The 22,989-nt window shown below is 55.3% G+C and carries 14 protein-coding genes; 9 read left to right on the top strand and 5 right to left on the bottom strand.

Annotation, left to right across the window (positions count from 1 at the left end; genetic code table 11):
* Positions 1-9: 9 nt before the first annotated feature.
* From G7Y43_RS01555 to G7Y43_RS01545, 3 genes are read left to right on the top strand one after another with little or no spacing between them, the layout of a single operon-like run.
* A complete protein-coding gene (locus tag G7Y43_RS01555; RefSeq protein WP_165043349.1) occupies positions 10-888 on the top strand; it encodes a phosphoribosylaminoimidazolesuccinocarboxamide synthase in 879 nt (292 codons plus the stop codon).
* A gap of 30 nt (positions 889-918) precedes the next feature.
* The gene (locus G7Y43_RS01550) at positions 919-1,716 is read left to right on the top strand and encodes a hypothetical protein (protein ID WP_165043347.1); all 798 of its coding nucleotides are present in this window, start codon (positions 919-921) and stop codon (positions 1,714-1,716) included.
* 42 nt (positions 1,717-1,758) lie between these two features.
* Positions 1,759-5,511, top strand: a complete 3,753-nt coding sequence (locus tag G7Y43_RS01545) for a phosphoribosylformylglycinamidine synthase (protein WP_165043345.1) — start codon at positions 1,759-1,761, stop codon at positions 5,509-5,511.
* A 254-nt stretch (positions 5,512-5,765) separates the two neighbouring features.
* On the opposite strand, the gene feoB is transcribed toward G7Y43_RS01545, so the two are convergent.
* From feoB to lysA, 5 genes are all read right to left on the bottom strand, one after another.
* Complete coding sequence (feoB, locus tag G7Y43_RS01540) at positions 5,766-8,177, bottom strand: ferrous iron transport protein B (protein ID WP_241158098.1); 2,412 nt, start codon at positions 8,175-8,177, stop codon at positions 5,766-5,768.
* 881 nt (positions 8,178-9,058) lie between these two features.
* Positions 9,059-9,727, bottom strand: a complete 669-nt coding sequence (locus G7Y43_RS01535) for an HAD family phosphatase (RefSeq protein WP_165043343.1) — start codon at positions 9,725-9,727, stop codon at positions 9,059-9,061.
* A gap of 146 nt (positions 9,728-9,873) precedes the next feature.
* Positions 9,874-10,554: an orotate phosphoribosyltransferase gene (pyrE, locus tag G7Y43_RS01530; protein WP_165043341.1), complete on the bottom strand. Its 681-nt coding sequence runs from the start codon at positions 10,552-10,554 to the stop codon at positions 9,874-9,876.
* Between the two features lie 34 nt (positions 10,555-10,588).
* Positions 10,589-11,908, bottom strand: a complete 1,320-nt coding sequence (locus G7Y43_RS01525) for a homoserine dehydrogenase (protein WP_165043339.1) — start codon at positions 11,906-11,908, stop codon at positions 10,589-10,591.
* Positions 11,909-12,188: 280 nt separating this feature from the next.
* Positions 12,189-13,544, bottom strand: a complete 1,356-nt coding sequence (gene lysA, locus G7Y43_RS01520) for a diaminopimelate decarboxylase (protein ID WP_165043337.1) — start codon at positions 13,542-13,544, stop codon at positions 12,189-12,191.
* Positions 13,545-13,990: 446 nt separating this feature from the next.
* Between lysA and G7Y43_RS01515 the strand changes: the two genes are divergently transcribed.
* The 6 genes from G7Y43_RS01515 to G7Y43_RS01490 all read left to right on the top strand — a co-directional run bounded on the left by G7Y43_RS01515 (position 13,991) and on the right by G7Y43_RS01490 (position 22,851).
* Positions 13,991-15,325, top strand: a complete 1,335-nt coding sequence (locus tag G7Y43_RS01515; RefSeq protein WP_165043335.1) for an AAA family ATPase — start codon at positions 13,991-13,993, stop codon at positions 15,323-15,325.
* Positions 15,325-15,975, top strand: a complete 651-nt coding sequence (locus G7Y43_RS01510) for a hypothetical protein (RefSeq protein ID WP_165043333.1) — start codon at positions 15,325-15,327, stop codon at positions 15,973-15,975. Before G7Y43_RS01515 ends, G7Y43_RS01510 begins: the two co-directional genes overlap by 1 nt.
* Positions 15,976-16,224: 249 nt before the next feature.
* A complete protein-coding gene (locus tag G7Y43_RS01505; RefSeq protein WP_165043331.1) occupies positions 16,225-16,671 on the top strand; it encodes a hypothetical protein in 447 nt (148 codons plus the stop codon).
* Between the two features lie 546 nt (positions 16,672-17,217).
* Entirely contained in the window at positions 17,218-18,672 is a 1,455-nt protein-coding gene (locus tag G7Y43_RS01500) for a helix-turn-helix transcriptional regulator (protein ID WP_165043329.1), read from the top strand.
* A gap of 230 nt (positions 18,673-18,902) precedes the next feature.
* Positions 18,903-20,651 carry an FAD-binding protein gene (locus tag G7Y43_RS01495; RefSeq protein ID WP_165043327.1) on the top strand — a complete coding sequence of 583 codons (1,749 nt, stop codon included), beginning with the start codon at positions 18,903-18,905 and terminating at the stop codon, positions 20,649-20,651.
* A gap of 685 nt (positions 20,652-21,336) precedes the next feature.
* On the top strand, positions 21,337-22,851 hold the full coding sequence (locus G7Y43_RS01490) for a zinc-ribbon domain-containing protein (RefSeq protein ID WP_165043325.1): 1,515 nt from the start codon (positions 21,337-21,339) through the stop codon (positions 22,849-22,851).
* Positions 22,852-22,989: the final 138 nt, after the last annotated feature.

The raw sequence follows: 22,989 nt of genomic DNA, 5'->3' as shown, positions 1-22,989 counted from the left end.
GAATCTTACATGACGGGAATCGACATCAAGCCCGATGCGCAGGGCAAGGTTCGCGATCTGTATGACTTAGGTGATTCGCTGTTGCTGGTTGCGACCGATCGCATTTCGGCGTTCGACTACATTTTAGAAGACGAGATCCCCTATAAGGGTCAGGTGCTTACGCAGCTGTCGTGTTTCTGGTTTGAGCTGCTCGCGGGTGTGGTTGACAATCACCTCATCTCGGCTGACGTTGCCGACCTGCCCAGCAAATTTGCGCCCTACGCCGAGTACCTCGACGGGCGCTTCATGTTGGTAAGGAAGGCCGACATGTTCCCCGTCGAATGTATTGTGCGCGGCTACCTTGCCGGCAGCGGTTTGGCGGAATACGAACGCCAGGGAACCGTATGTGGCATTCAGCTGGCCGAGGGCCTGGTGAACTCGTCGAAGTTGCCCGAACCCATTTTTACGCCGTCCACGAAGGCCGAAATCGGCGACCACGACGAGAATATCAGCTTCGAGCGCTGCGCCCAGCTTATTGGCGACGAAGCGGCCGCGAGCTTACGCGATCTGGCCATCGGTGTTTATTCCAAGGCGGCCGATCATGCCGCCGAGCGTGGCATCATCATTGCCGACACCAAGTTCGAGTTCGGCGTGATCGACGGCAAGATCATCTTGGCTGACGAGGTGCTCACGCCCGATTCTTCTCGCTTCTGGCCGGGCGACGATTATCAAGAAGGACGCAGCCAGGCGAGCTTCGACAAGCAGTTCGTGCGCGATTGGCTTACGGCCAACTGGGATAAGACGTCGGGTACCAAGCCGCCGCGGCTTCCGCAGGACGTTATCGACCGCACCAGTCAGAAGTACATCCAAGCCTACGAAACCATTACCGGGCGCAAGTTCGTCCGGTAGACACACCCGCTCGCAGACTCAAGGAGAGCCATGACACAGCGAAACCCCATGAACGAACGTTACACCGTCGAGGGCAAGCGCAAGGGAACAACGCGCAAGAGCGCAGCGTCTGCCAAGCCCACAACCAAGGCTGCCTCTTCGGTGCGCATTGAATCAACTTCCAAAAAGAAAAAGGGCGGCAAGGCTGCCACGCCGAAGCAGAAGGCCGAAGAGAAACAGACCAAAGCTCGGGTGCGCGAAATCGAGGGCATTCTAGAGCGAAAGTACTACACGCCTCCTACCAACGAGTTCAAACAAGCCCGCCGCGCATGGTGGTGCTTGCTTATCGTTGCCATCATCTGCACGATTGGCACCTGGGTTGGTCAGGGGAAACTGCCCACGCCGGCGCTGTACTCGCTGCTGTTTGCTGCGTATGCGGGCATTATCGGCGCGCTGGTGCTCGACTTCACCAAGATCCGCAAAATGCGCAACGCCTACCTGCAGCAGATGTCGGGCGCGATTGCGAAAGACCGTCGCATACTGGAAAAGGCGCAGAAGGAAGCCGACGCTGCTGAGGCTCGCGGCGAGAAGATCGAGCGCAGCCAGTTCCTCGCTCAATCCATTGCTGTTCCCGAACTGCCTAAGCGCAAAGGGCTTTTCGGCAAGAACCGCGAGGACGTTCCTGACAAGGATGCCCAGCAGGCCCAAGAGGCAAAGGAAGCCGAAGAGGCCAAACGCGCCGAGAGTGCGAAACGCGCCGAAGATACAAAACAGGCAAAGGATACGAAGCACGCCGCTTCTACTTCCGAAACGCCTGATGACAACAAGAACGACGCCGCAGACAAGTAGTTGCCTGCGCGGATACGCCTATGTAAGGGAAAGGGAGAACCGATGGTTTCTCGAGTGTTCGTTGAGAAAAAGCCCGGGTTCGACGTTGAGGCGAGGCAATTGCTCGCTGAGGTGCGCGACATCTTAGACGATCCGTCGCGGCTTGTCGACGTGCGCCTGTTCAACCGCTACGATGTCGAGGGTATTACCGACGAGGTGTTCAGGCAATGTATCCCCACGGTGTTCAGCGAGCCTCAATCCGACAACGTATACGACGAACTCCCCTGCGCTGACGAACCTTTTGACGGTGTCATGTTTGCGGTTGAGTATCTGCCGGGCCAGTTCGATCAACGAGCCGACTCGGCCAGCGAGTGTATTCAGCTCATTACGCAGGGCGCTCGCCCCGAGGTACGCAGTGCCAAGGTGTACCGGTTTACGTCGGCAGGCCCGCTTTGCGAGACTGAGAAAGCTGCCATTAAGCACTACGTGATTAATCCGGTCGAAGCGCGCGAGGCGTCGTTTAACAAACCCGACACGCTGCGCATTGCTCAGCCCGTGCCCGCGCCGGTGGAGCGCATCGAAGGGTTCCTCGAGCTTGACGAGGCGGGCCTTGCCCGTTTCGTTGCCGAGCGCGGTCTTGCTATGGATGTGGCCGATATCGCGTTTTGTCAGCAATACTTTGCTGACGAGGGACGCGTGCCTACCATTACTGAGATCAAGATGATCGACACCTACTGGTCGGATCATTGCCGTCATACCACGTTTGGTACGGTGCTCGATGATGTGCAGATTGACGATACCCAGGTGCAGCAGGCGTTTGACCGCTATTTGGACATGCGCCACGAGCTGGGGCGCGACGAAAAGCCCATTTGTCTTATGGATATGGGAACCATTGGCGCGAAGTACCTGAAGGCCAAGGGCATCCTGACCGGTCTTGATGAGTCGGAAGAAATCAACGCCTGCACGGTGAAGTGTACGGTCGATGTCGATGGGCAAGACCAAGACTGGCTGTACTTATTCAAGAACGAGACGCATAACCATCCCACCGAGATTGAGCCGTTCGGTGGCGCAGCCACCTGTGTGGGCGGTGCCATTCGCGACCCGCTTTCCGGACGCAGCTACGTGTATCAAGCTATGCGTGTTACGGGCGCGGCGAATCCGCTGGCTCCCATAAGCGAGACGATTCCCGGCAAGCTGCCGCAGCGCAAGCTGGTGACCACGGCGGCGGCTGGCTATTCCAGTTACGGCAATCAGATAGGTCTTGCAACCGGCCAGGTGAACGAGCTGTACCACCCGGGCTATGCTGCCAAGCGCATGGAGATCGGCGCAGTGGTGGGCGCTACGCCCGCCGATCATGTTCGCCGCGAGACGCCTGCACCGGGCGATGTGGTGGTGCTTTTGGGCGGACGCACGGGACGCGACGGTATCGGCGGTGCCACTGGTTCGTCGAAGGCGCACAGCGCAAGCTCGCTTGAAACCTGCGGTGCCGAAGTGCAGAAGGGTAACGCGCCGGTTGAGCGCAAGATTCAGCGCCTATTCCGTCGCAAGGATGCCTGCGAGCTCATCAAGCGTTGCAACGATTTCGGCGCAGGCGGCGTGTCGGTAGCCATTGGCGAGTTGGCCGATGGTCTGCTTATCGACTTAAATGCCGTGCCGAAGAAATACGACGGTCTCGACGGCACCGAGCTGGCCATCTCCGAGAGCCAAGAACGCATGGCAGTAGCCCTTGCGCCCGAAGACGTTGAGACGTTCATGGGCTTTGCTCGCGAGGAAAACCTTGAGGCGACGGTAGTCGCGCGCGTGACAGAAGAACCTCGTGTGCGCATGACGTGGAATGATGACGTGATTGTAGATGTCAGTCGCGAGTTTTTGGCCAGCAACGGCGCACCGAAGCATCAGGCTGTGCATGTGCCAGCAGGTGGCTCGTATTGTCATACATGGGAAAGCGACACGTTGCAAGAGCGTATGGAAGCGCTGCTCTCCGATCTAAACGTGTGCTCGAACAAGGGTCTGGTGGAGCGTTTCGACTCGACCATTGGTGCAGCGACGGTACTCATGCCGTTTGGTGGCACTCGCCAGCTTACGCCAAGCATGGCCATGGTAGCCAAGATGCCCGTCTTCGGCGAAACTACCACGTGCAGTGGTATGGCGTGGGGATTCAATCCCTACCTCACCGAGGCGAACCAATTCGTGGGATCCTACGTTGCGGTACTGGAAAGCGTGTGTAAGCTGGTTGCCGCCGGATTTGCGCGCGCCGACGCCTACCTCACGTTCCAAGAATACTTCGAGAAGCTGCGCACCGACCCCGACCGGTGGGGCAAGCCTGCCGCAGCGGTGTTGGGCGCGCTCATGGCCCAGGTTGACCTGGGCGTGGGTGCTATTGGTGGTAAGGACAGTATGTCGGGCAGTTTCGAAGAGCTCGACGTGCCGCCAACGCTTGTCAGCTTCGCTACCGCGGTGGGTTCGGTCGATCGCGTGACGAGTCCCGAGTTCAAGCGCGCGGGTTCGCGCGTGCTTGCAGTGGTACCGCGCTACGAGGACGACGGCATTACGCCGCGCACCGACTCGCTTCTGGCGGTGCTCGATTGCGTTGAGGGGCTCATTGGTGACGGTGCAGCCCTTGCGGTTGCCACACCGGGTTACGGCGGCATGGCGGAAGCGCTGTTTAAGATGTGCGTGGGCAACGGACTTGGCGTGAAGCTATACGGGTCGCTTGGTGGCGCGCTGTTCGGGCCGAGCTATGGCAGCTTTGTGGTGGAGCTCGCCGACGGCGCGGAAGTGCCGGAAGTTGGCTGCGATGTGGCGGTCGGCGTGGTGGGTGAAACCACCGAGGCATACGAGTTCGCCATTGGAACTGAGACGCTCGATCTTGTCCGGCTACAGGAAGTATGGGAAAGCGGCATCGAGAGTGTGTTCCCGTATCGCACCAAGGATACAGACGAAACTCCTGCTACCCCTGCGGTTGAGAAAGTGTCGTTTACCGACGCTGTTCCGCTTACCTACGGTGGTACGATCGCGCGTCCGCGTGTGGTTATTCCGGTGTTTCCGGGAACCAACTGCGAGTACGATACCGCTCGCGCTTTTGAGCGTGCCGGCGCGGTAGCCGAAACGTTTGTGATCAACAACCTCACGCCCGATGCCGTTGCCGACAGCGTGAAGGAATTCGTGAAGTTAGTAGGAAACAGCCAGATCATCATGCTGCCGGGTGGTTTTTCCGGTGGTGACGAGCCCGACGGGTCGGCGAAGTTCATCACGGCGTTCTTCCGTGCACCCGAGGTGACCGAGGCGGTGCGCGACTTGCTGCAGAACCGCGACGGTTTGATGCTCGGCATATGTAACGGCTTCCAGGCGCTGGTAAAGCTGGGATTGGTGCCGTATGGCGACATCGTTCCCATGACCGATGAGTGCGCTACGCTGACGTTCAACAACATCGGCCGCCACCAGAGCCGTCTTGTGCGTACGCGTGTAGCAACGACGCTCAGTCCGTGGCTTTCGCGCTGCGAGGTGGGGGATATTCACACCGTTGCCATCAGCCATGGCGAAGGGCGCTTCGTCGCGTCGCCCGAGTTGGTCGCTGAGCTGGCGGCTAAGGGGCAAATTGCCACGCAGTACGTTGACCAGGCAGGTGAGCCGTCAATGGATCTTTCCGTGAATCCGAACGGTAGCGTGATGGCTATCGAAGGCATCACCAGCCCTGACGGGCGCGTGCTTGGCAAGATGGGCCACACGGAACGCAGCGGCTATGGCCTGTATAAGAACGTTTCGGGCAATTTGTATCAGCCGCTGTTTGAGGGAGGCGTCGACTACTTCGCGTAAAGCTCAGCAGCTGCATCGGGCGCAGTTGTCTCATAAGGTACGTGTTGTATATGAATACCCATGCCGTCAACTTCCCTGCTTTGTCCACCTTTCAAGCAAAGTGGTCAGAAAAGGGGAGTTGACGGCGATTTAGTGTCTAAAAGTGGCCAAAACACAAGGGTTGACGGCGGATTTCAAGGAAAATGCCGCTGTCAACCCTTGTGTTTTGGCACTTTGCGAATTAGGCGCAAGGGGACATACTCTATGCGACGCTCCTACGCGAAGCCGAGCGCCGCGCCGGCAAGGTATATGCCGTACGCACATACCCATGCCACCACGCATTGCGCCACCACCATGCAAGCAGCCCATGCGCCACCCAGCTCGCGTTTCACCGAGGCGATGGCAGCCACGCAGGGTGTGTACAGCAGGCAGAACACCAGCAGAGCTAAAGCCGACAGCGCCGAGAGAGAAGCAACTAGCGTGTCGGTGCTGCCAAACAGCACCGATATGGTTGACACGACGCTTTCCTTCGCCATGAAGCCTGACAGTAGCGCGGTCGAAATACGCCAGTCGTCTAGACCCATCGGCGCGAACAACGGCGAAATAACGCCGGCGAGGTTCGCCAAGATACTCTGCGACGAGTCGGCGACCACGTTCAGGTTTGCGCCGAACGTCTGCAAAAACCAAATGATGATGGTCGCCAGAAAGATAATGGTGAAGGCTCGCTGTAGGAAGTCCTTCGCCTTGTCCCACAACAGGTGGCGCACGTTTTTTGCCCCGGGCATGCGATAGTTCGGCAACTCCATAACAAACGGCACTGCCTCGCCCTTAAACAACGTGCCCTTCAGCACAAGCGCACACAGCACACCAACGGCAATTCCCAGAAAGTACAGCCCACCCATAATCAGCGCTCCGTGTTCGGGGAAGAATGCCGCCGTTAGAAACGCATAAATGGGAAGCTTTGCCGAGCAGCTCATGAATGGCGTCAGTAGAATGGTCAGTTTGCGGTCGCGCTCGCTTGGCAGCGTGCGGCTGGCCATAACGGCGGGCACGCTGCATCCGAAGCCAATGAGCATGGGCACGATGCTGCGTCCCGACAAACCGATTTTGCGTAGTAGCTTGTCCATAACAAATGCTACGCGCGCCATGTAGCCGCTGTCTTCCAGAAGCGACAAGAAAAAGAATAGCGTGACGATAATGGGAAGAAACGACAGAACGCTGCCTACGCCGCCGAACACGCCATCGGTCACAAGCGACTGCAGCGTACCGTTTACGTCTGCCGCTTGCATCAGGCCCGCCACAAAGCTTCCGAGCGCAGTTATGGCTACATCCAGCACGTTTTGAAAGAATGCGCCAATTACGTTGAAGGTCAGCCAGAACACTGCGAGCATAATGCCCACGAAAGCGGGAATAGCGGTAAAACGGCCCGTGAGCACGCAGTCGATGCGCGCGCTACGCGCATGCTCACGGCTTTCTGTCGGTTTTACCACAGTGGCGGCGCACACGCGGTTGATGAAGCTGAAGCGCATGTCGGCAATAGCTGCGGCGCGATCGAGCCCGCGCTCGGCTTCCATCTGGGTTATTACGTGTTCCACCGCTTCGCGCTCGTTCTGATCGAGTTGCAGCTTGTCGGCGACCAGTGTGTCGCCCTCGGCCAGTTTCGACGCGGCGAAGCGCACGGGAATGCCTGCGCGCTCGGCATGGTCTTCGATAAGGTGCATAATGCTGTGCAGGCACCGGTGCACAGCTCCGCCATGTTCGCCAACTTCGCAGAAATCCTGTCGTTCGGGGCGCTCTTGGTAGCGCGCCACGTGAAGCGCATGGGCCACCAGCTCTTCGGTGCCTTCACTCTTCGCGGCGCTAATGGGCACGACTGGTATACCCAGCTGATTCTCCAGCTCGTTGACGAGCACCGATCCACCGTTTGCGCGCACTTCATCCATCATGTTTAAGGCCAGCACCATAGGCGTGTCCAACTCGAGCAACTGCATGGTCAAATACAAGTTGCGTTCGATGTTGGTGGCGTCGACAATGTTTATGATGCCGCGCGGGCGCTCGCCCAGCAAAAACTCGCGCGTTACCAGTTCCTCGCTCGAATAGGGGCTCATAGAATAGATGCCAGGCAAGTCGGTGACCAGCGTGTTTTCGTGTTGCCCGATGCGGCCGTCTTTGCGGTCGACGGTGACGCCGGGGAAGTTGCCCACGTGCTGAGTCGATCCGGTGAGCAGGTTAAACAAGGTTGTTTTGCCGCAGTTCTGGTTGCCGGCCAATGCGAAGGTGAGCACGGCGTCATCGGGAAGCGGATGTTCGGCGGCTTTGTCGTGAAACCGTCCGCCTTCGCCAAAGCCTGGGTGTTCTCGCTCGTGCGGGTGTCCGCCTGGGTACATGCCGCCAGCAGCTGCGATTTGAGTCGCGGCAGGAGGGGTTGTTTGGGGGCAGGGAAGCGTCTCGACGATTATCTTTTCGGCGTCGGCCAGACGCAGTGTCAGCTCGTAGCTATGCAGGCGAACCTGCAGCGGGTCGCCCATAGGTGCGCGCTTTACGGCGGTCACGCAGGTTTGGGGAATAAGCCCCATGTCCAGGAAATGCTGCCGCAGACTGCCTTCGCCGCCTACGCTTGTGATAATGGCGCTGCTTCCCAAGGGTAGGTCGCGCAGCGTCGTTTGAGGTGCTGATACGTCGGTCACAGTGGTTATCTTTCGTCGTCAGAAACAAGCACTCGTTGGCGCCCGTTGTTGTCTGCGGTCTTCTGTTGTCGTCCGTTGTGGTTTGTGGTCGCCTGTTGTTGCCCGTTGTCGCTCGCTCGTATTGTTCCTGCGATATTCTACGCAAAGCACCTTTGCTTCGTGCTCAAAATGGCGTTGAACCCAAGTTTTCTACATCTAACTTTTGCGCACTTGCAAATCGGTAGCTACTGCCCACGGGCTAGCCAATTGTGTGACAATAGGGGTCAGGGCATTCGGGGGCACTATCCATCTTTGCAAGCAGCTGTTTTCCTCTGTAAGGAAGCTACAGAGATACTCCGAACCCTGTGCTTCTCCGCTTGAAATGCCTCTTCGTACAAAGTTAGCCGCCTCTTCGGCCACTTTTTCTACGAAATGTGCGATCGTTCGAAAAATACCTCGCTCGCTGCCACTTTTTTTACGAAATGTACGGCGTAACGCAGCCGGTAAGGTAGACGGGCGTTTTCGAGAAAAGAATGATTGCTTCTGATCGGGGTAAACACAAAGGCATTTTTCAAGAGACGGTAGCAAGGGTCATTTTCTCTGTCTCAAATCGCGCATTTCGTAAAAAAAGTGGCGTAAAAGCAGGCTTCGTCGTGCCTAATCGCGCATCTCGTGAAAAAAGTGGCGTAAAAACAGGCTTCGTCGTGCCTAATCGCGCATCTCGTGAAAAAAGTGGCAGAAATCGGAAGCCATATTGTATATAAGCGTGCATTTCGCGAAAAAAGTGGCGGCAGGCGACGATAATTCTACGAAATCACGCATTTCGTAACTTTTTCTGCTCTGCTTGCTGGCGACTTGGGTTTTTTCGTGCTCTGGCTGTTTTGAACGCGTCGTTGGCTACGTTATTCGGGGAAGCGTTCGCTGTTTAGTTCGTGGAAGCTGCGCACGGTGCGGTCGGCGGCGCTAAGCAACTGCTCATAGGTTCCCGACAAGTCACAGTCGTACACGCCTACCGTGCGGTACCCGGCCGTGCGCAGCGTGTCGAGCGCGTAGGCGGCATCCTCGAAGCCGAACGTACAATGGCGCGGCGTGCCCAGCGATTCCCGCGCGCAATCGTACACGTGCGGCTCGCGCTTCGAATGTCCCACGTCGTCAACCGACACTACCGCCCGCATGTATGGTGCGAAACCGGCATGCTCAATGCCCGCGCGCAGAAGTGCACTCGGCGTGGACGAGGCAACCGCCATGGGTACCCCGCGCGCGGCGAGCACTTGCACGAATTCGAGCGCCCCGGGGCGCGGCTTCGCGCGGTTGCTGTAGAAATCGGCCATAAACTCATCAACAAGATCGAGCACATCCTGCGGTGAGTTGCCTACCCCAAGCTGGTCGTGAAAGAAATCCCCCACCTCGGGCAACGTGAGCGTTGTTATGAGATCGGTCTGCTCCTTCGTTAGCTTAACGCCCGCAAGGCGTGCCAGCTCATCTTCGACCTCGCGCCATGCAACCATGGAGTCGATAAGCGTTCCATCGCAATCGAAGACGCAGCCGAATTCGGCAGGAGTTTCGGGCATGGGGATATCCTTTCTACAGCGCGCTTAATAAAGCCCACCTGATGCAGCGCACTCAAATCATCAAGTCAGCCGACACACAAAGGCGTGCCGCAAGGACTCGTCAAGCAACCCTTGCGACACGCCACAACCTCTCGGTCACGTAACCGCTATTCTTTCGCTCCGTACTGCTCGTAGTAGGCGTCGATGGCGGCTTTTGTAGCGTCGTCGATAACCACGCGACCCTGCACCTCGCGATTGTGCAAGTACTCGGTAACCTCAGCCATGTTCACGATGGACGCGCACGGGAAGCCGTATTTTTCCGACACCTCGTCACACGCACACTTCACACCACCTTTGCCCACTTCCATGCGGTTGAGCGACACCATGAGCCCCTTGATCTCGATGTTTGCGGCACCGGTAATAATGGGGTGCGTCTCATCAATAGACTTGCCCGACGTGGTTACATCCTCGACCATAACCACGCGGTCACCATCCTGCAAAACGTATCCCAGTAGGTTACCGCCCTCGCCGTGATCCTTCGCCTCCTTGCGATTGGAGCAGTACTTCACTTCCTTGCCGTACAGCTCGTGATACGCCATGGCGGTGACAACGCTTAGCGGAATGCCCTTGTAGGCAGGACCGAACACCACGTCGAAATCGTCGCCGAAATTCTCGTGGATAGCGCGCGCGTAATACCGGCCCAAACGATGCAGCTGGTCGCCGGTCACGTATGCGCCGGCGTTCATGAAAAACGGGCTCTTGCGGCCACTCTTCAGCGTAAACTCGCCGAACTTCAGCACGTTGCTTTCGACCATGAACTCGATGAATTCCTGCTTGTACTGTTCCATGAAAACCCCTCTTGAACGCGTTGTTACTATCTTCCTAGTTGTCCATTACACCGCGGCTCCACGCGTCAATGTCCTCCACGCGGATGACGCTGGCCACTTCGCGCACCACATCGAGTGCTTCGAGATCAGCAATGGCCGCCTGCAGATTGCGCTCCTGCGCGATATGCGTCACGTACACAATAGTGGCGCTTCCGTCGGCTCCGTCGTGCTGACTCATGTTGGAAATGGAGATGTCGTTATCGGCGAACACGCGTGTGGTCTGCGCCAACACGCCGCTTGTGTTGTCAACCGTCATGCGGATGTAATAACGTGTGTGCAAGTCGAGCATGTCGCGCACCGGCAAGTTGGCGTCGAAGGGTTCGGCTTCAGGCACGGGAGCTATACCATGAGACAGCGGATCGGCCAGCGCTAGGATGTCACCCACCACCGCGCTTGCCGTGGGGAACGCGCCAGCACCGGCGCCGTAGAACATGGTTTCGCCTACCGCATCACCAACCACAAACACGGCGTTCATAGCACCGTTCACGCTGGCTAGCTGGTGGTTTACCGGAATCATGGCAGGGTGCACGCGAACATCAACCCCAGTGGGAGTGTTGCGCGCGATGGCAAGCAGCTTGATGGCGTAACCGAAATCGGCTGCCTGCGCCATATCTTCGGCCGACACATTGCGAATTCCCTGCATGTACACGTCGTCGGTGACCACGCGCGTACGGAAGCCAATGGATGACAGGATGGCGATTTTGGACGCGGCGTCGAAGCCATCGACGTCGGCGGTGGGGTCGGCTTCTGCATAACCGGCCGCTTGAGCCGCCGCCAGTACCTCGTCGAACCCCAAGCCCTCGTTTGCCATGCGCGAAAGGATGTAGTTCGTCGTGCCATTCATAATGCCAGCGATGGTAAGGATACCGTTGCCCGACAGATCATGCTCGAGCGCATGCACCACGGGAATGCCACCTGCCGCCGCAGCCTCGCAGCGCAGTTGCACACCGTTTTCAGCGGCAAGAGCTGCCAGATGCTCCACATGACGGCCAAGCAGTGCCTTATTGGCAGACACCACGTGCTTGCCCGACGTGAAGGATTCTTCGAAGATTTCGGTTGCGGGATGTTCGCCGCCGATCACTTCAACCACGATGTCGATATCGGGGTCGGCCACCACATCATGCCAGTCGAACGTGAACTGCTCGGCCGAAATGCCCAGCTCATCCAGACGCGAGTCCTCGCGCGCGCACGCGCGTTTGATGCTGAGATCGATGCCGTAATTGGCCAGGTAGTCGTCGTGATGTTCGTTAATGAGCCTCGCAACTCCGCCGCCTACGGTGCCCAAGCCGATGATTCCTACGTTGATCGTGCGCATGCGCGCCTCCTTGCTTTTCGGGAAATGCTGCGTATGGCTAGTCATTGTAGTGGAAAAAAACGCATGCGACCATCGCGCGGGGAAACAACCTACCACGAACACTCGATCGAAGCGACGACTCTTGCACGACTCTTGCACGGGCGCGGATCGCACGCCAAGAAAACGCACGATGGGCGCGTCGAGCACACTCCTGGAAAGCACAGGACGAGCGCGCCCCTTTCGGAGTGCGCCCGCCCTGTACGTTTTTACTAGTGTACGCCTTTCGATGGCCTACGCTTTCCTAAATGTCGCGGCCGTAAATGTCGTCGTAGGTTTCGCGACGTGTGACAACGCGGTAGCTTCCGTCCTTCACGAACGCGATACCAGGCTTCGGTTGACCGTTGTAGTTCGACGACATGGTGTAGCAGTACGCGCCCGTGCCGAACACAGCAACGATGTCGCCCACCTCGACCTGCTGCAGCGGCATGTCGGTTACCACCGCATCGCCACTCTCGCAGTGCTTGCCCACCAGCGTGACGATCTGCGTGCGCGGCTGATCAGCCTTGTTCGCCACCGTGGGTTCGTAGTTCGCGTGGTACAGAGCGGTGCGCACGTTGTCGGACATGCCACCGTCGATGGCTACGATGTTGCGAATACCCGGCAGCGTTTTCAGCACACCCACCGTGTACAACGTCAGCCCCGCCGTGGCCACCAAGCTGCGTCCGGGCTCCACCGACAGATGCGGCAGCGCAACGTGATACTTCTCGCAGCTTTCCTTCACTGCACCCGTAGTGAGCTCGGCAAACTGCTCGATGGTAGACGGCGTATCGTCAGCGTTATAGGCAACACCCAAGCCGCCTCCCATGTCGAGTTCAGAAAGCTTGCAGCCGTAACCCTGCTCGATGCGCGCCATGAGCTCGACCATCACGTCAACTGCCTCGCGGAACGAATGCAGCGCGAAAATCTGTGACCCAATATGGCAATGCAGGCCAACCAGCTTTACGTTCGGCGCGTCGAGAACCGCGCGCACGCTGTTGTACGCAAAATCATCGCGCATGGTGAAACCGAACTTGCTGTCCTCGCAGCCTGTGCGAATGTACTCGTGCGTGTCGGCCTCGACACCAGGCGTTACACGCATGTACACCTGCTGTTCAACACCGAGTTCGCCTGCTATCTGGGAAATGCGCTCAAGTTCGTAGGGACTGTCGAGCACAATGCGGCCAACACCTGCAGAAATGGCCTCGCGAAGTTCAAGCGGCGTTTTGTTGTTGCCGTGCATGACCACACGCTCGGCAGGAAACCCTACCGACAGTGCACACGCGAGTTCGCCACCACCCGACACATCGAGCCACATGCCCTCCTGCGCAGCGATGCGCGCGGCTTCCTTATTCAGAAACGCCTTGCTGGCATAGATAATGCTGCTGGACGGGTAATTCGCGGCAAACGACTCACGGTAGCGACGCATGCGGCTTCGCATGTCAGTCTCGTCCATCACGTAGAGCGCTGTACCCTCCGTGCGGGCCAGTTCAACCATGTCGACACCGCCCACGAACAGGTGACCGTCGCGCACCTCGGCCGTTAAGGGAAGTGCAGCTCCTAAATCCATAGTGGTGCGGTTGTCCGCCTTCTTACTCAAATCAGGTGCCGGTAGAGACATAACGTGGTCCTTTCATCGACGCGACCCTGCGCGCCCATTCAAGCATGCGAACGCATGCACTCATTGATCGCGCACAGTGTACCATCACAAGCGTCGCACCGCTTTGCAAGCGCGTTAAAAGCGCGAGGGAGGAAACCTGAAGAGGCTTAGGAAAACTGGCGTCAACCTTAAGCACACCTGAGAAGAACTTGAAGGCGCCACTTTTTTTCACGAGAGGCGAGATTTGGAGCGCGGAAAGTGGCATCCCTCTTGCATTGCGCTTAGTAATTCAACTAGCAGCTCTGCTTCCATTATGCTGTAAATAGTACAAGGCAAAATCAAACGATAGATCTTGAACTGGCTATATACTGGAATAGTGATATAGTCATGTACATTTAAGTACAAGGATAGTATACTCTTGGATTGCGCATCTAGAATCATCCCGGGCTCGCATCAAGGAGGCTGACATGGAGTTTCTGAGCATAACGGTAGGTGGCTTTCGTAATCTTAAAACAACAAGGATCGTTCTCAACAAGAGCATTACGTCACTCGTTTCCACCAACAACTACGGAAAATCGAATTTCCTCGACGCCGTGGCGTTCGGGGTTCAGTTTATGAACTCGACCCCGCAGGCACGTGTGAGAATGATGGGGGACGAGAGCTGCATGCCTCTCGTGTCGGAACTCGACATGAACGACTTCACGTTCGAAGTCGAATTTCACTCGCACGAACTAGGCGAGTACCAGTTCGTGCGTTACGGGTTCTCATTCGCGTGGCGCCGTGATGACGGAAGCGGAGAGCGCATAACCGGTGAGACAATTGAGCTCAACTCGAAGCGTGGCGGAAACTGGTCCTCATATCTGAAACGGAACATCGGGAAATATCGTCCCGGGCATTCAACTCAAAGGTGCACACGAAAAATCAACCTTGACTTGAACCAGCTTGCAATTGATGTTCTCACCGCTATTGACAGCATTGATATCAACCCCGCGATCCGTGCGATTCGCGACCTCAAGTATGGAGCATGCTACCCCCTTAGTACAGACGGCATCATGGATGACTACCCCCTCGAGCTTGCGGGCCAGGAAAGCGGTGTCTTCTCACTCGCAGAGCGAGATCTCCCGCATTCTTTGTTTGAGTTGAAGAAGAAATACCCCAGCAAATATGATGAGTTTCAAAGCATCGTCTGCGAGCTTTTCCCGGAAATCGTCAACATCGACGTCGTATCATCGCAGTTACAGCCCGAGCAAAAACAACAAATCGCGGATCAGACACAGCAGTTCCAAGAAACGGTGTCGTCAGATTCCGATACCCTGATTCCCTACCGTATACGCGACGAGGTATATAGGATATTCGTCACCAGCAGCCATCTAAATCAACCAGTTAGCGTGACTCGCATGTCAGACGGAACTAAGCGAGTCATCTGGCTTGTGGCAAGGTCTGTGATGGCTGACATAGCTGGCGTTGGATGTCTCGGCGTCGAAGAGATCGAGACTGGCATTCACCCCAGAATGATGCAAGACCTCCTAGAATCTGTCCGAGAAGTACTCGGAGAGACCAAGATTATCCTCACAAGCCATTCGCCCCATCTCATTCAATGCCTGCCATTTAACAGCATTTACGTGGGGATACCAAACGATAACGGAGTGGCTTCGTTCGCGACGTTCAAGGTTGATAGCGTTAACGGATTGTCTGACGCAGCATACGACCGTGGCATGTCTGCCGGAGAGTACATCTTTGCACTTATGTCCTCTGGAGAGGACGAAGAGGATATTCTCAAGAGCTTCCTTGAGGTGAGCTGATGGCTAAACAAGGCGATAACGACTACACCAAGGGCCTTGCTTTCGTGGTCGAGGGATCAACCGAAAGAGTTTTCTATCACGAATATCTTCAATGGTGCTGCAGCAATAAGCCGGGTACCGCGATAGAGCAACTCCCCAATAAGGATTTCGTCATCAGGGTTAAAGACGGTGATATTCTCATCAGGTTCAACGTCAAAGGGTCCGTCAGCTCGGTGCCAAATGCGCTGAACTGGGTCAGGAACACGTGCCTCTCAACGGACACACCATGGACCGTGGTGCTTTGCTACGATACCGATGGGGATACATCTCTCAACCTAGACACAAGAGCATGGAGGCGCTTCAGACAGGATCTTACCAAGATGGGACTTCCCGTAATTGATCTTGCCGCCGATGCGGACATCGAAGACGTCATGCTCGTCGATATCGAAGGAGTCAGGAGGTTTCTCGGACTAGGCCCCGACGTTGAACCGCGTGGCAGGAAGGGAAAAGCTAAGCTTAAGAGTTTATATAAGGCAGTTGACGTGACTCGACCTTACAAATCCGGAGAAAGAGCCCGTAATCTGATCCACAGTTTGTCGTTTGATGTCATTGAAGAAAGAGCCCCTATAGGTATCAAAGCCTTGCGGCAAGCCGCATTCGGAGCTGATTAGCTTTGTGCAAGCCCTGTAATTTTGAGGCCAAAAAAGTACGAAGCTTTGCAAAACATAGCCTAATTTATCTGCGTAAATGGCATCCATTAGAACGAACCCTGTACTTTTGAATATGAAGCTAAAGTTCAGGCTGTTGGGTGAGTGCCTTCTTCTTGCCAATGAAAACACGCAAGTCGTTAAACCGTCCAGTCAACAGTCCCGTAAAGGACAACGGAGACTATTGGTCCTCCATCACAAGCGAGGATTCCCGTGGATACGGAACGTGCATGGGTTCATCTTTTGTACGCGTCGAACCGCTTTGCAAGCTCGATAAAAGCGCAAGGGAGGAAACCTGAAGAGAGCTTAGGAAAACTGGCGTCAACCTTAAGCACACCTGAGAAGAACCTGAAGACGCCACTTTTTTCGCAAATACACGCTTACATACAATATGGCTTCCGATTTCTGCCACTTTTTCCCCAGATGCGCGATTTGAAGCGGAAAACAAGCGGGAAACAAGCAAGAAGCGAGCATCACTCTTCATTTCTTGAGACTGCTCTTACGTTTTCTCTGATCAGCGGCGACCGTTGTTTTTTCCTGAAGCTTCGACGCGCTTTACTGGCTCCACCACACTATACATTGGGAAAAAAGTGGCAGCGTGCGAGGTATTTTTCGAACGATCGCGCATTTCGTAGAAAAAGTGGCAGACGAGGCGGCTAACTTTGCACGAAGGGGTATTTTAAGTGGAGAAGCACAGGATTCGAAATATCTCTGTAACTTCCTTACAGAGGAAAACAGCTGGTTGCAAAGATGGATAACTCCCCTCCCCATAAACTCGAAGCATCAAACGAAAGCCCCCAGCTTTGCCGATCAGTTATGTCCGACGTTAATATCGGCAAGGACGAGGAAACGGCCAAGGCTCGAACTCGGGAGTTGAATAAGAAAGGCACGGCTTCAAAGCTGTGTGCAAACTAATGTAAACTGGCCGAGTAACAGAGCGTTTTCATGTGTTATTACATTAGTTTCCATCTGGTATCTAACAATATACGAAGGGCACACGCTTGTTCAGTAATGTAAAGGTTGGTTTCTTCTACATTAGTTTGTCCTGCGGGTTCTTGAAGAGAATCAAGATGAAGTCTTCAAACAGCAAGCGTTTTCTCCAATAATGGCAGCCGACGAGTATCGTTGTCTAGCAATAGATGACATTAGCGGGTGTATGATGCATAGCACCAGCTTTAAGAGAGGATAGGGGACGGAGGGTCGCGCGTGTCCACAACGAAGGAGCAGCAAGGTGTGATCTTTGACCTGAGCATGCACCTCTCTAAGATGCTGCGGGCCAATGCGATGCTCATTGTGGGAAGTATTGCATGGTGGACTAGCCATTACTCGCTTCTTTGGAATCCGCAGATTACCGCCGCGTATTCGTTTTCTGGTGGGTTTGACATCAGGTTCATGCTGACGATCTTGGGTACAGTGATCAGTCTTGCTGTAATGATGTTTGTTGCCAGGCGTAGTTCCGATCTCGAATTCGCTGACCACCTGTACCCATATATAGCTTTTGCGGTTCTTACGGTTCTTGCAGTATGTTTGATGGCAGCACCGATCTATATTGGAATTGGGTCTTATGTCGGAATGGCCGGGGCGCTTCTGTCGGGCCTTGGTAATGCTTTCATGTTAATAGTCTATGGTGAGCTTCATGCGCGCTTGGGTTACCGTTTTCTACCGATCATCTTTGCGATCGAGGTGGCATCAGGCGTTGCTATATTCGTATTGCTGTCACAGACGCCGCATGTCGTACAGATTGCTGCCATCGCTGTGTTTGCCCTGATTTCAGCGATTATCTTAGTTACGTATGCACGAGCCTCTAAAGATGGCTGTACTGATTTAGATAATCCAGCCATTAGAATAGACATGACCGTAGGACAATTTGCCGTTCTCGCAACGCTTGCGGGTTTTACCTATGGACTGGTGCGCACATTCGCCATTGGCACTCCGAATGACATGGGTATTCATATTGGTATGGAATCAGAATGTCTCGGGTCGCTATTGAGCGCATTGCTTTTGATTGTTGTCTTCTGTTTACAAAAACGGCAGTCGCTTTTTGAGCAATGCCTGCTGTTTGTGGTTCCTCTGCTTGCGACGGGAATGTTGCTGGTTTCGCTGCAAGACGTGAGCGTTGTGGTGCCGGCGGCTATCAATACGGTCGGATTTGCATGCTTTTTCAATCTCATCTGGTATTTTGCTACGATATTGGAAACAAACACACAGTATCACGTCACGTTTCTGATGGCATTGCTGTTTCTTGTGTGTCAGATGGCACAGTTAGTTGGAGCCATGGTCCCCATTCGGTTCTCGAGCGCTGTATCTGGTGGGTTGATCTACCTGTTCTTACTGGCATCGATCCTGCTAATGTATATCAGAACGAAAGCGCCCCGGCCTGTTAGCCAAACTATGATTGTGTCCGATGCAAGCACGCTTGATAGCGCGGATCAGAAATCTAATGAAATGCATGCTTGGGAGCAACACTTCGACCTCAGTCCTCGCGAGGCCGAAGTGGCGATGCTGCTCATGAAGAGGACGCCTTACAAGCAGATCAGCGCTCAGTTGTTCGTGTCAGAGAACACCGTAAAAACTCACGTTCGCAATATCTACCGGAAAACGGACGTGTCATCTCGTGAAGAGTTGCTCGAAAAGCTGCGCGACATCGCGAAAAATGGGTGAAAGTGGTTTTGACCAGGTAGGTTTTTCCAGGTCATCGACACGTTTATTAATCATACTTTATTCGCGATTGATGTGAACCCTCAGTCCTTCCTACAATCCCTCTAGTCACCTTGGCATACGACCAAGGGCGATGCTCTGAAGGCAGCCAACCGCTTATAAAACCTAGATGGGTTCACAGCATCGTCAAGGCGGGTAGCCGGGGTACCGTGAAACAGACAGGAGGGTTTACTATGAAAGAGACAAAGGTAGGAATTGATCGTCGCAGCTTTTTGAAGGGTGGTATCGCGCTGGGTGCCATGGCCGCCACAACTTCGGTACTGGCGTCATGCTCGCCCGCTAGTCAGGGTAGTGCAGACAGTGTTACGGACGACACTACACCGGCATCTGTTGACGAGTCAAATCAGGTTGGTGGAGGATACGCCAATCCTGACAAGATCGGTATCCCTGTCGCTCCAGATATGACTGAAGCTGTCGACGTAGTTGTGATTGGGTCTGGCATAGGTGGCTTCACTGCAGCGATGCTGGTGAAGGAGCAAGCGACCGATTCTAACGTGGTGATGCTTGAGAAGCAGGACAGCTTGGGTGGTAACACGAATTTCGCTGAAGGTGGTGGCGGGTTCTTGAATATGACGCCCGAAGAAGCTCGCAAATCGGTGCAAGCAGATATGATACAGCGCAATTTCGTCGTTGATCCATCCCTCTTCTATGCGCTGCGCACCCAACAGGGCGATTGTGCTGATTGGCTATTTGGTAAGCATGGTGTCAAGGTCAAAGATTATGGCAGCGGTCAGCCCCTCTACGAGGGTGGTTCGGGCGCGTCGATGATCGCCACACTGACCCCGCAAGCCGAAGAACTGGGTGTTGACATTCGTACGGATTCCCGTGCTTTTGCGCTTGTCCTAGAAGATGACTACACCGTTACGGGCGTGCAGTATCGTGATGCAGACGGCAAAACCATCCAGCTCAATGCTAAAGCGGTTGTTATCGCATCGGGCGGCATGAACAGTAACCCCGATTTGCTGAAGTACTATTCAAATGTTGATCTGGGTAAGATCATGCCACTGGGAGTCGGTCAAGACGGTGATGGACACCTAATGGTGGAGCAGACGGCGCATGGTCGTACGGGTCTGCAAACTATTGATGGGTTCTTTGCTGGTATCGGTACAGCCGACGATCCTTGCGGGTTCGATTCCGATCTAAACACGGCGGCGGGTTTCCAGTTCTCATCCGTCTTTGTTAACCAATACGGTAAGCGTTTCTATGATGAATCTTTCGCCTTCAACACCGGATCGCAGTTGTTCTTCACCTGTATTCCTCAAGTCGTCCTATCACAAAGTCAGGCGTTTTCGGTCTTCGATGAATCGTATGTTCAGAAATGGGAAGCCGGTCAGTGGCAGAATGGACATAATGGCTTCGATAGCGCCACTAAGCAAGGTCAGCCGCTTGAAGTACGCGAAGATCTCGAGAAGATGAAGTCGAAAGACTGGTTCTACCAGGGCGATACAATTGAAGAGTTAGGTAAGGCGATCGCGGCTGATGTGGAAAGCTTCGATGTTGACGCGTTTGTTGCCACCATTGAGGCTTACAACGCTGCCGCCGATGGTGCACAAGACGAATACGGTAAGCCGCAGCAGTTCATCTGGAAGCTGGATTCAGCCCCATTCTATGCAGCCAAGGCAGGTGTTAACGCATACAACACCAACGGTGGCATTCACATCAACACGCACGCTCAGGTGGTTGATCCCAATGGAAAGGCTATTTCGGGCCTGTATGCTTCAGGCATCGCTACTGCGGGTTGGGATAGCCAAGTGTATGGCGGCGGTACCAACCAGCCGGTTGCGTTGTGGTGCTCCTGCGCAGCGGCACTGCATATCGTGGAAAACCACCTTGACGGCGCAGTTGCCGATGATTGGATGGGCGACGTAACAATGACGTCGATCTTAGGCGAAGACTACGCTAACGGCAATCCGCTGGGATAGTCATTTTGATCGCTGTTGAAACAACGGTCTTTGAATCGCAAAATGAAGGCGGGCGTATAGATAGTTACCACAGCGTCGTTGATGAGCGGGATCGCGTTAAGCGACTCCGCTCATCAACTCTTCCGACCATCCTTCCGTATAATTCAGCTGTATCGTTCTACCTACCTGCCGACATTCTGTGAATGCTTTGAATGCTCGATGTTTCTTCGAGTATCACGATGAGGTCGGTTACTTGGTAGAAAGCACTCTTTTTGGCATTGCCTATCTTCGATAAGATACCCCGCTCACAAGCGGCCTCGACAAGACTGCGAGCAGCTCTGTTCGTAATCGCAAGTCCTTTGGTCTCTTCCGTATCAACCCTGAGCACATTATGAACTCGACACAGGGAAGAAACATCAACAGGATCACTCTGTCATGGAAGTCTTTTCTGTTGATCCCTTCACTTCCTGTAGTATAGCGTTTACGGAAGTGAAATTGATTTCACTTCCGTAAGGGTAGGGTTTGACACTTGGTATGGATATCAACGCCCTGCACTTTTCTGAATAACGCAACCTGCGACGCGTTTGTTGCGTGCCGTGTCGCTATGCAGAAAAACGTCTCGTACGTCTTTTGCTTGGTTGGAGCGCTTGAATGGTTGCTATACTGAAAGAACCGATATTCCGGCACTTCTAAGTTAGGAGAAATCATGGGATACATCAATTGTTCCCACTGCGGGCGCACACTTACCGATGATGCGGCGTTCTGTCCGATTTGTGGAACACCCGTTGCTCGTGATGCTGCAGGTCAGGTGCCCGAAAGCGATTCTGTCATACCAGAACCCGTGGCTCCCGTCGAGCCGGCTCTGCCGACGGAGTCCATCGAGTCTGTCGAGCCGGTTGTGTCGGCGGAATCCGTCGAACCCGCGGCTCCCGTCGACGACGCAGCTCCTGCGGCTCCCGTGTTTCCCGTTGAGCCTGCTGCTCCGGTGTCTTCTCCGTACGGTGTTCCCGTCGCGCCGAGTGGCTATCCTGCCCAGCCTGGTCAGGGCGGCGCCTTCCCTGCGAGCCCCTACGGCGCGCCTCCGGCTCCGCAGCAGCCGCAACAGCCTCCGGCCCCGCAGCCGCAACAGCCTCCGGTCCCGCAACCGCAACAGCCTCCGATCCCGCAACTCCAGCAACCGCAGCAACCCACGAACCCCTATGGCGCGCCGGTGGGTGGCCCTTACGCGCTCCCGCAGCCGACGCAGGGAATGCCCGCTGGTCAACCTCCCTACGGAGCACCTCAACAACCAGGTGGTGTACCCCAGCAACCGGATGGCATGCCTCCGTACGGCGCTGCGCCTGGGCCGTCCGGCATGCCCCCGTATGGCGGCATGCCTCAGCAGCCCATTCCTTACGCGCAGATGAACAACGACGGCAAGGGTCGCGGCAAGGCGACGGCGTCGCTGGTGCTCGGCATCATTTCTATCGTGTTAGGCAGTTTGCTGTTCGGTATTATCGCCATCGTGCTGTCGTCGCAGTACACGAAGAAGTTCGGTCCCGATGGCAGGGCGAAAGCAGGCAAGATCTGCGGCATCATCGGATCTGTCATTTCGGCGATCCTTATAGTTTTCATACTTGTTATCTCCTGCACTGCAGCCGACATAAGCGATATCAACGTTGAGGACACCGCTGCGCCTGTGACCTCGTTCGAATCCGGTACGGTCGACGCTGAAACCGAAGCAGCAACCGAAGCCGCACAGGCAGGGCTCGATCGCCTGAAGAATCCCGATGACACTATGATCCAGGCTATGGCAGCCGAGGCCGATGCCGAGTTCAAGAGCTGGTTCGACTACAGTCTCACCGACATCGGCGTCGATCCGACCGAGCTGGTGAAGTGGAGCGTTGGTACGCTTCAGTGCGAACTCGATACCGATGGTGTATATGTGGACGGCGCTGATGCCGAGGCGTTTGCTGACACATCATGCATCACGATCAATGCGCTCATAGATTCAGTGGGTGAGCAGGTTGACGCGTTCAATCAGAGCGAAGGCGGCGTGGCCAGTGACGAGGAAGCGAAGGCAAAGCTTGCCGAGTTCCTGGAAAACGCCAAGACGCAGGCGACCCCAGAGGAGTACTTCCTGTGCTTCGAGCTTGATAAGAAGGGCGATTCCTGGGTGGTTGAGGAAGAATCCTTCCTGGAAGAAGCAGAGTACGTATACAGCGTGTATGACATCTTCTAATCGCCAGTTTAAGCGGTAAACTTCACCCGCTGCACTGCACGCTTCATCACAAAACAACTATCGCCATGGGTCCTCTTCGAAGAAGGGGACCCGGTGCTATGAACCTTCCATGAACGCGCCGCTCGACAAACTTGACGC

This window comes from Adlercreutzia sp. ZJ138 (genome assembly GCF_011038935.1).
Classification (GTDB): domain Bacteria; phylum Actinomycetota; class Coriobacteriia; order Coriobacteriales; family Eggerthellaceae; genus ZJ141.
Note: the sequence above shows the minus strand (reverse complement) of the source record. Positions and strands in the feature narration are given on the sequence as shown.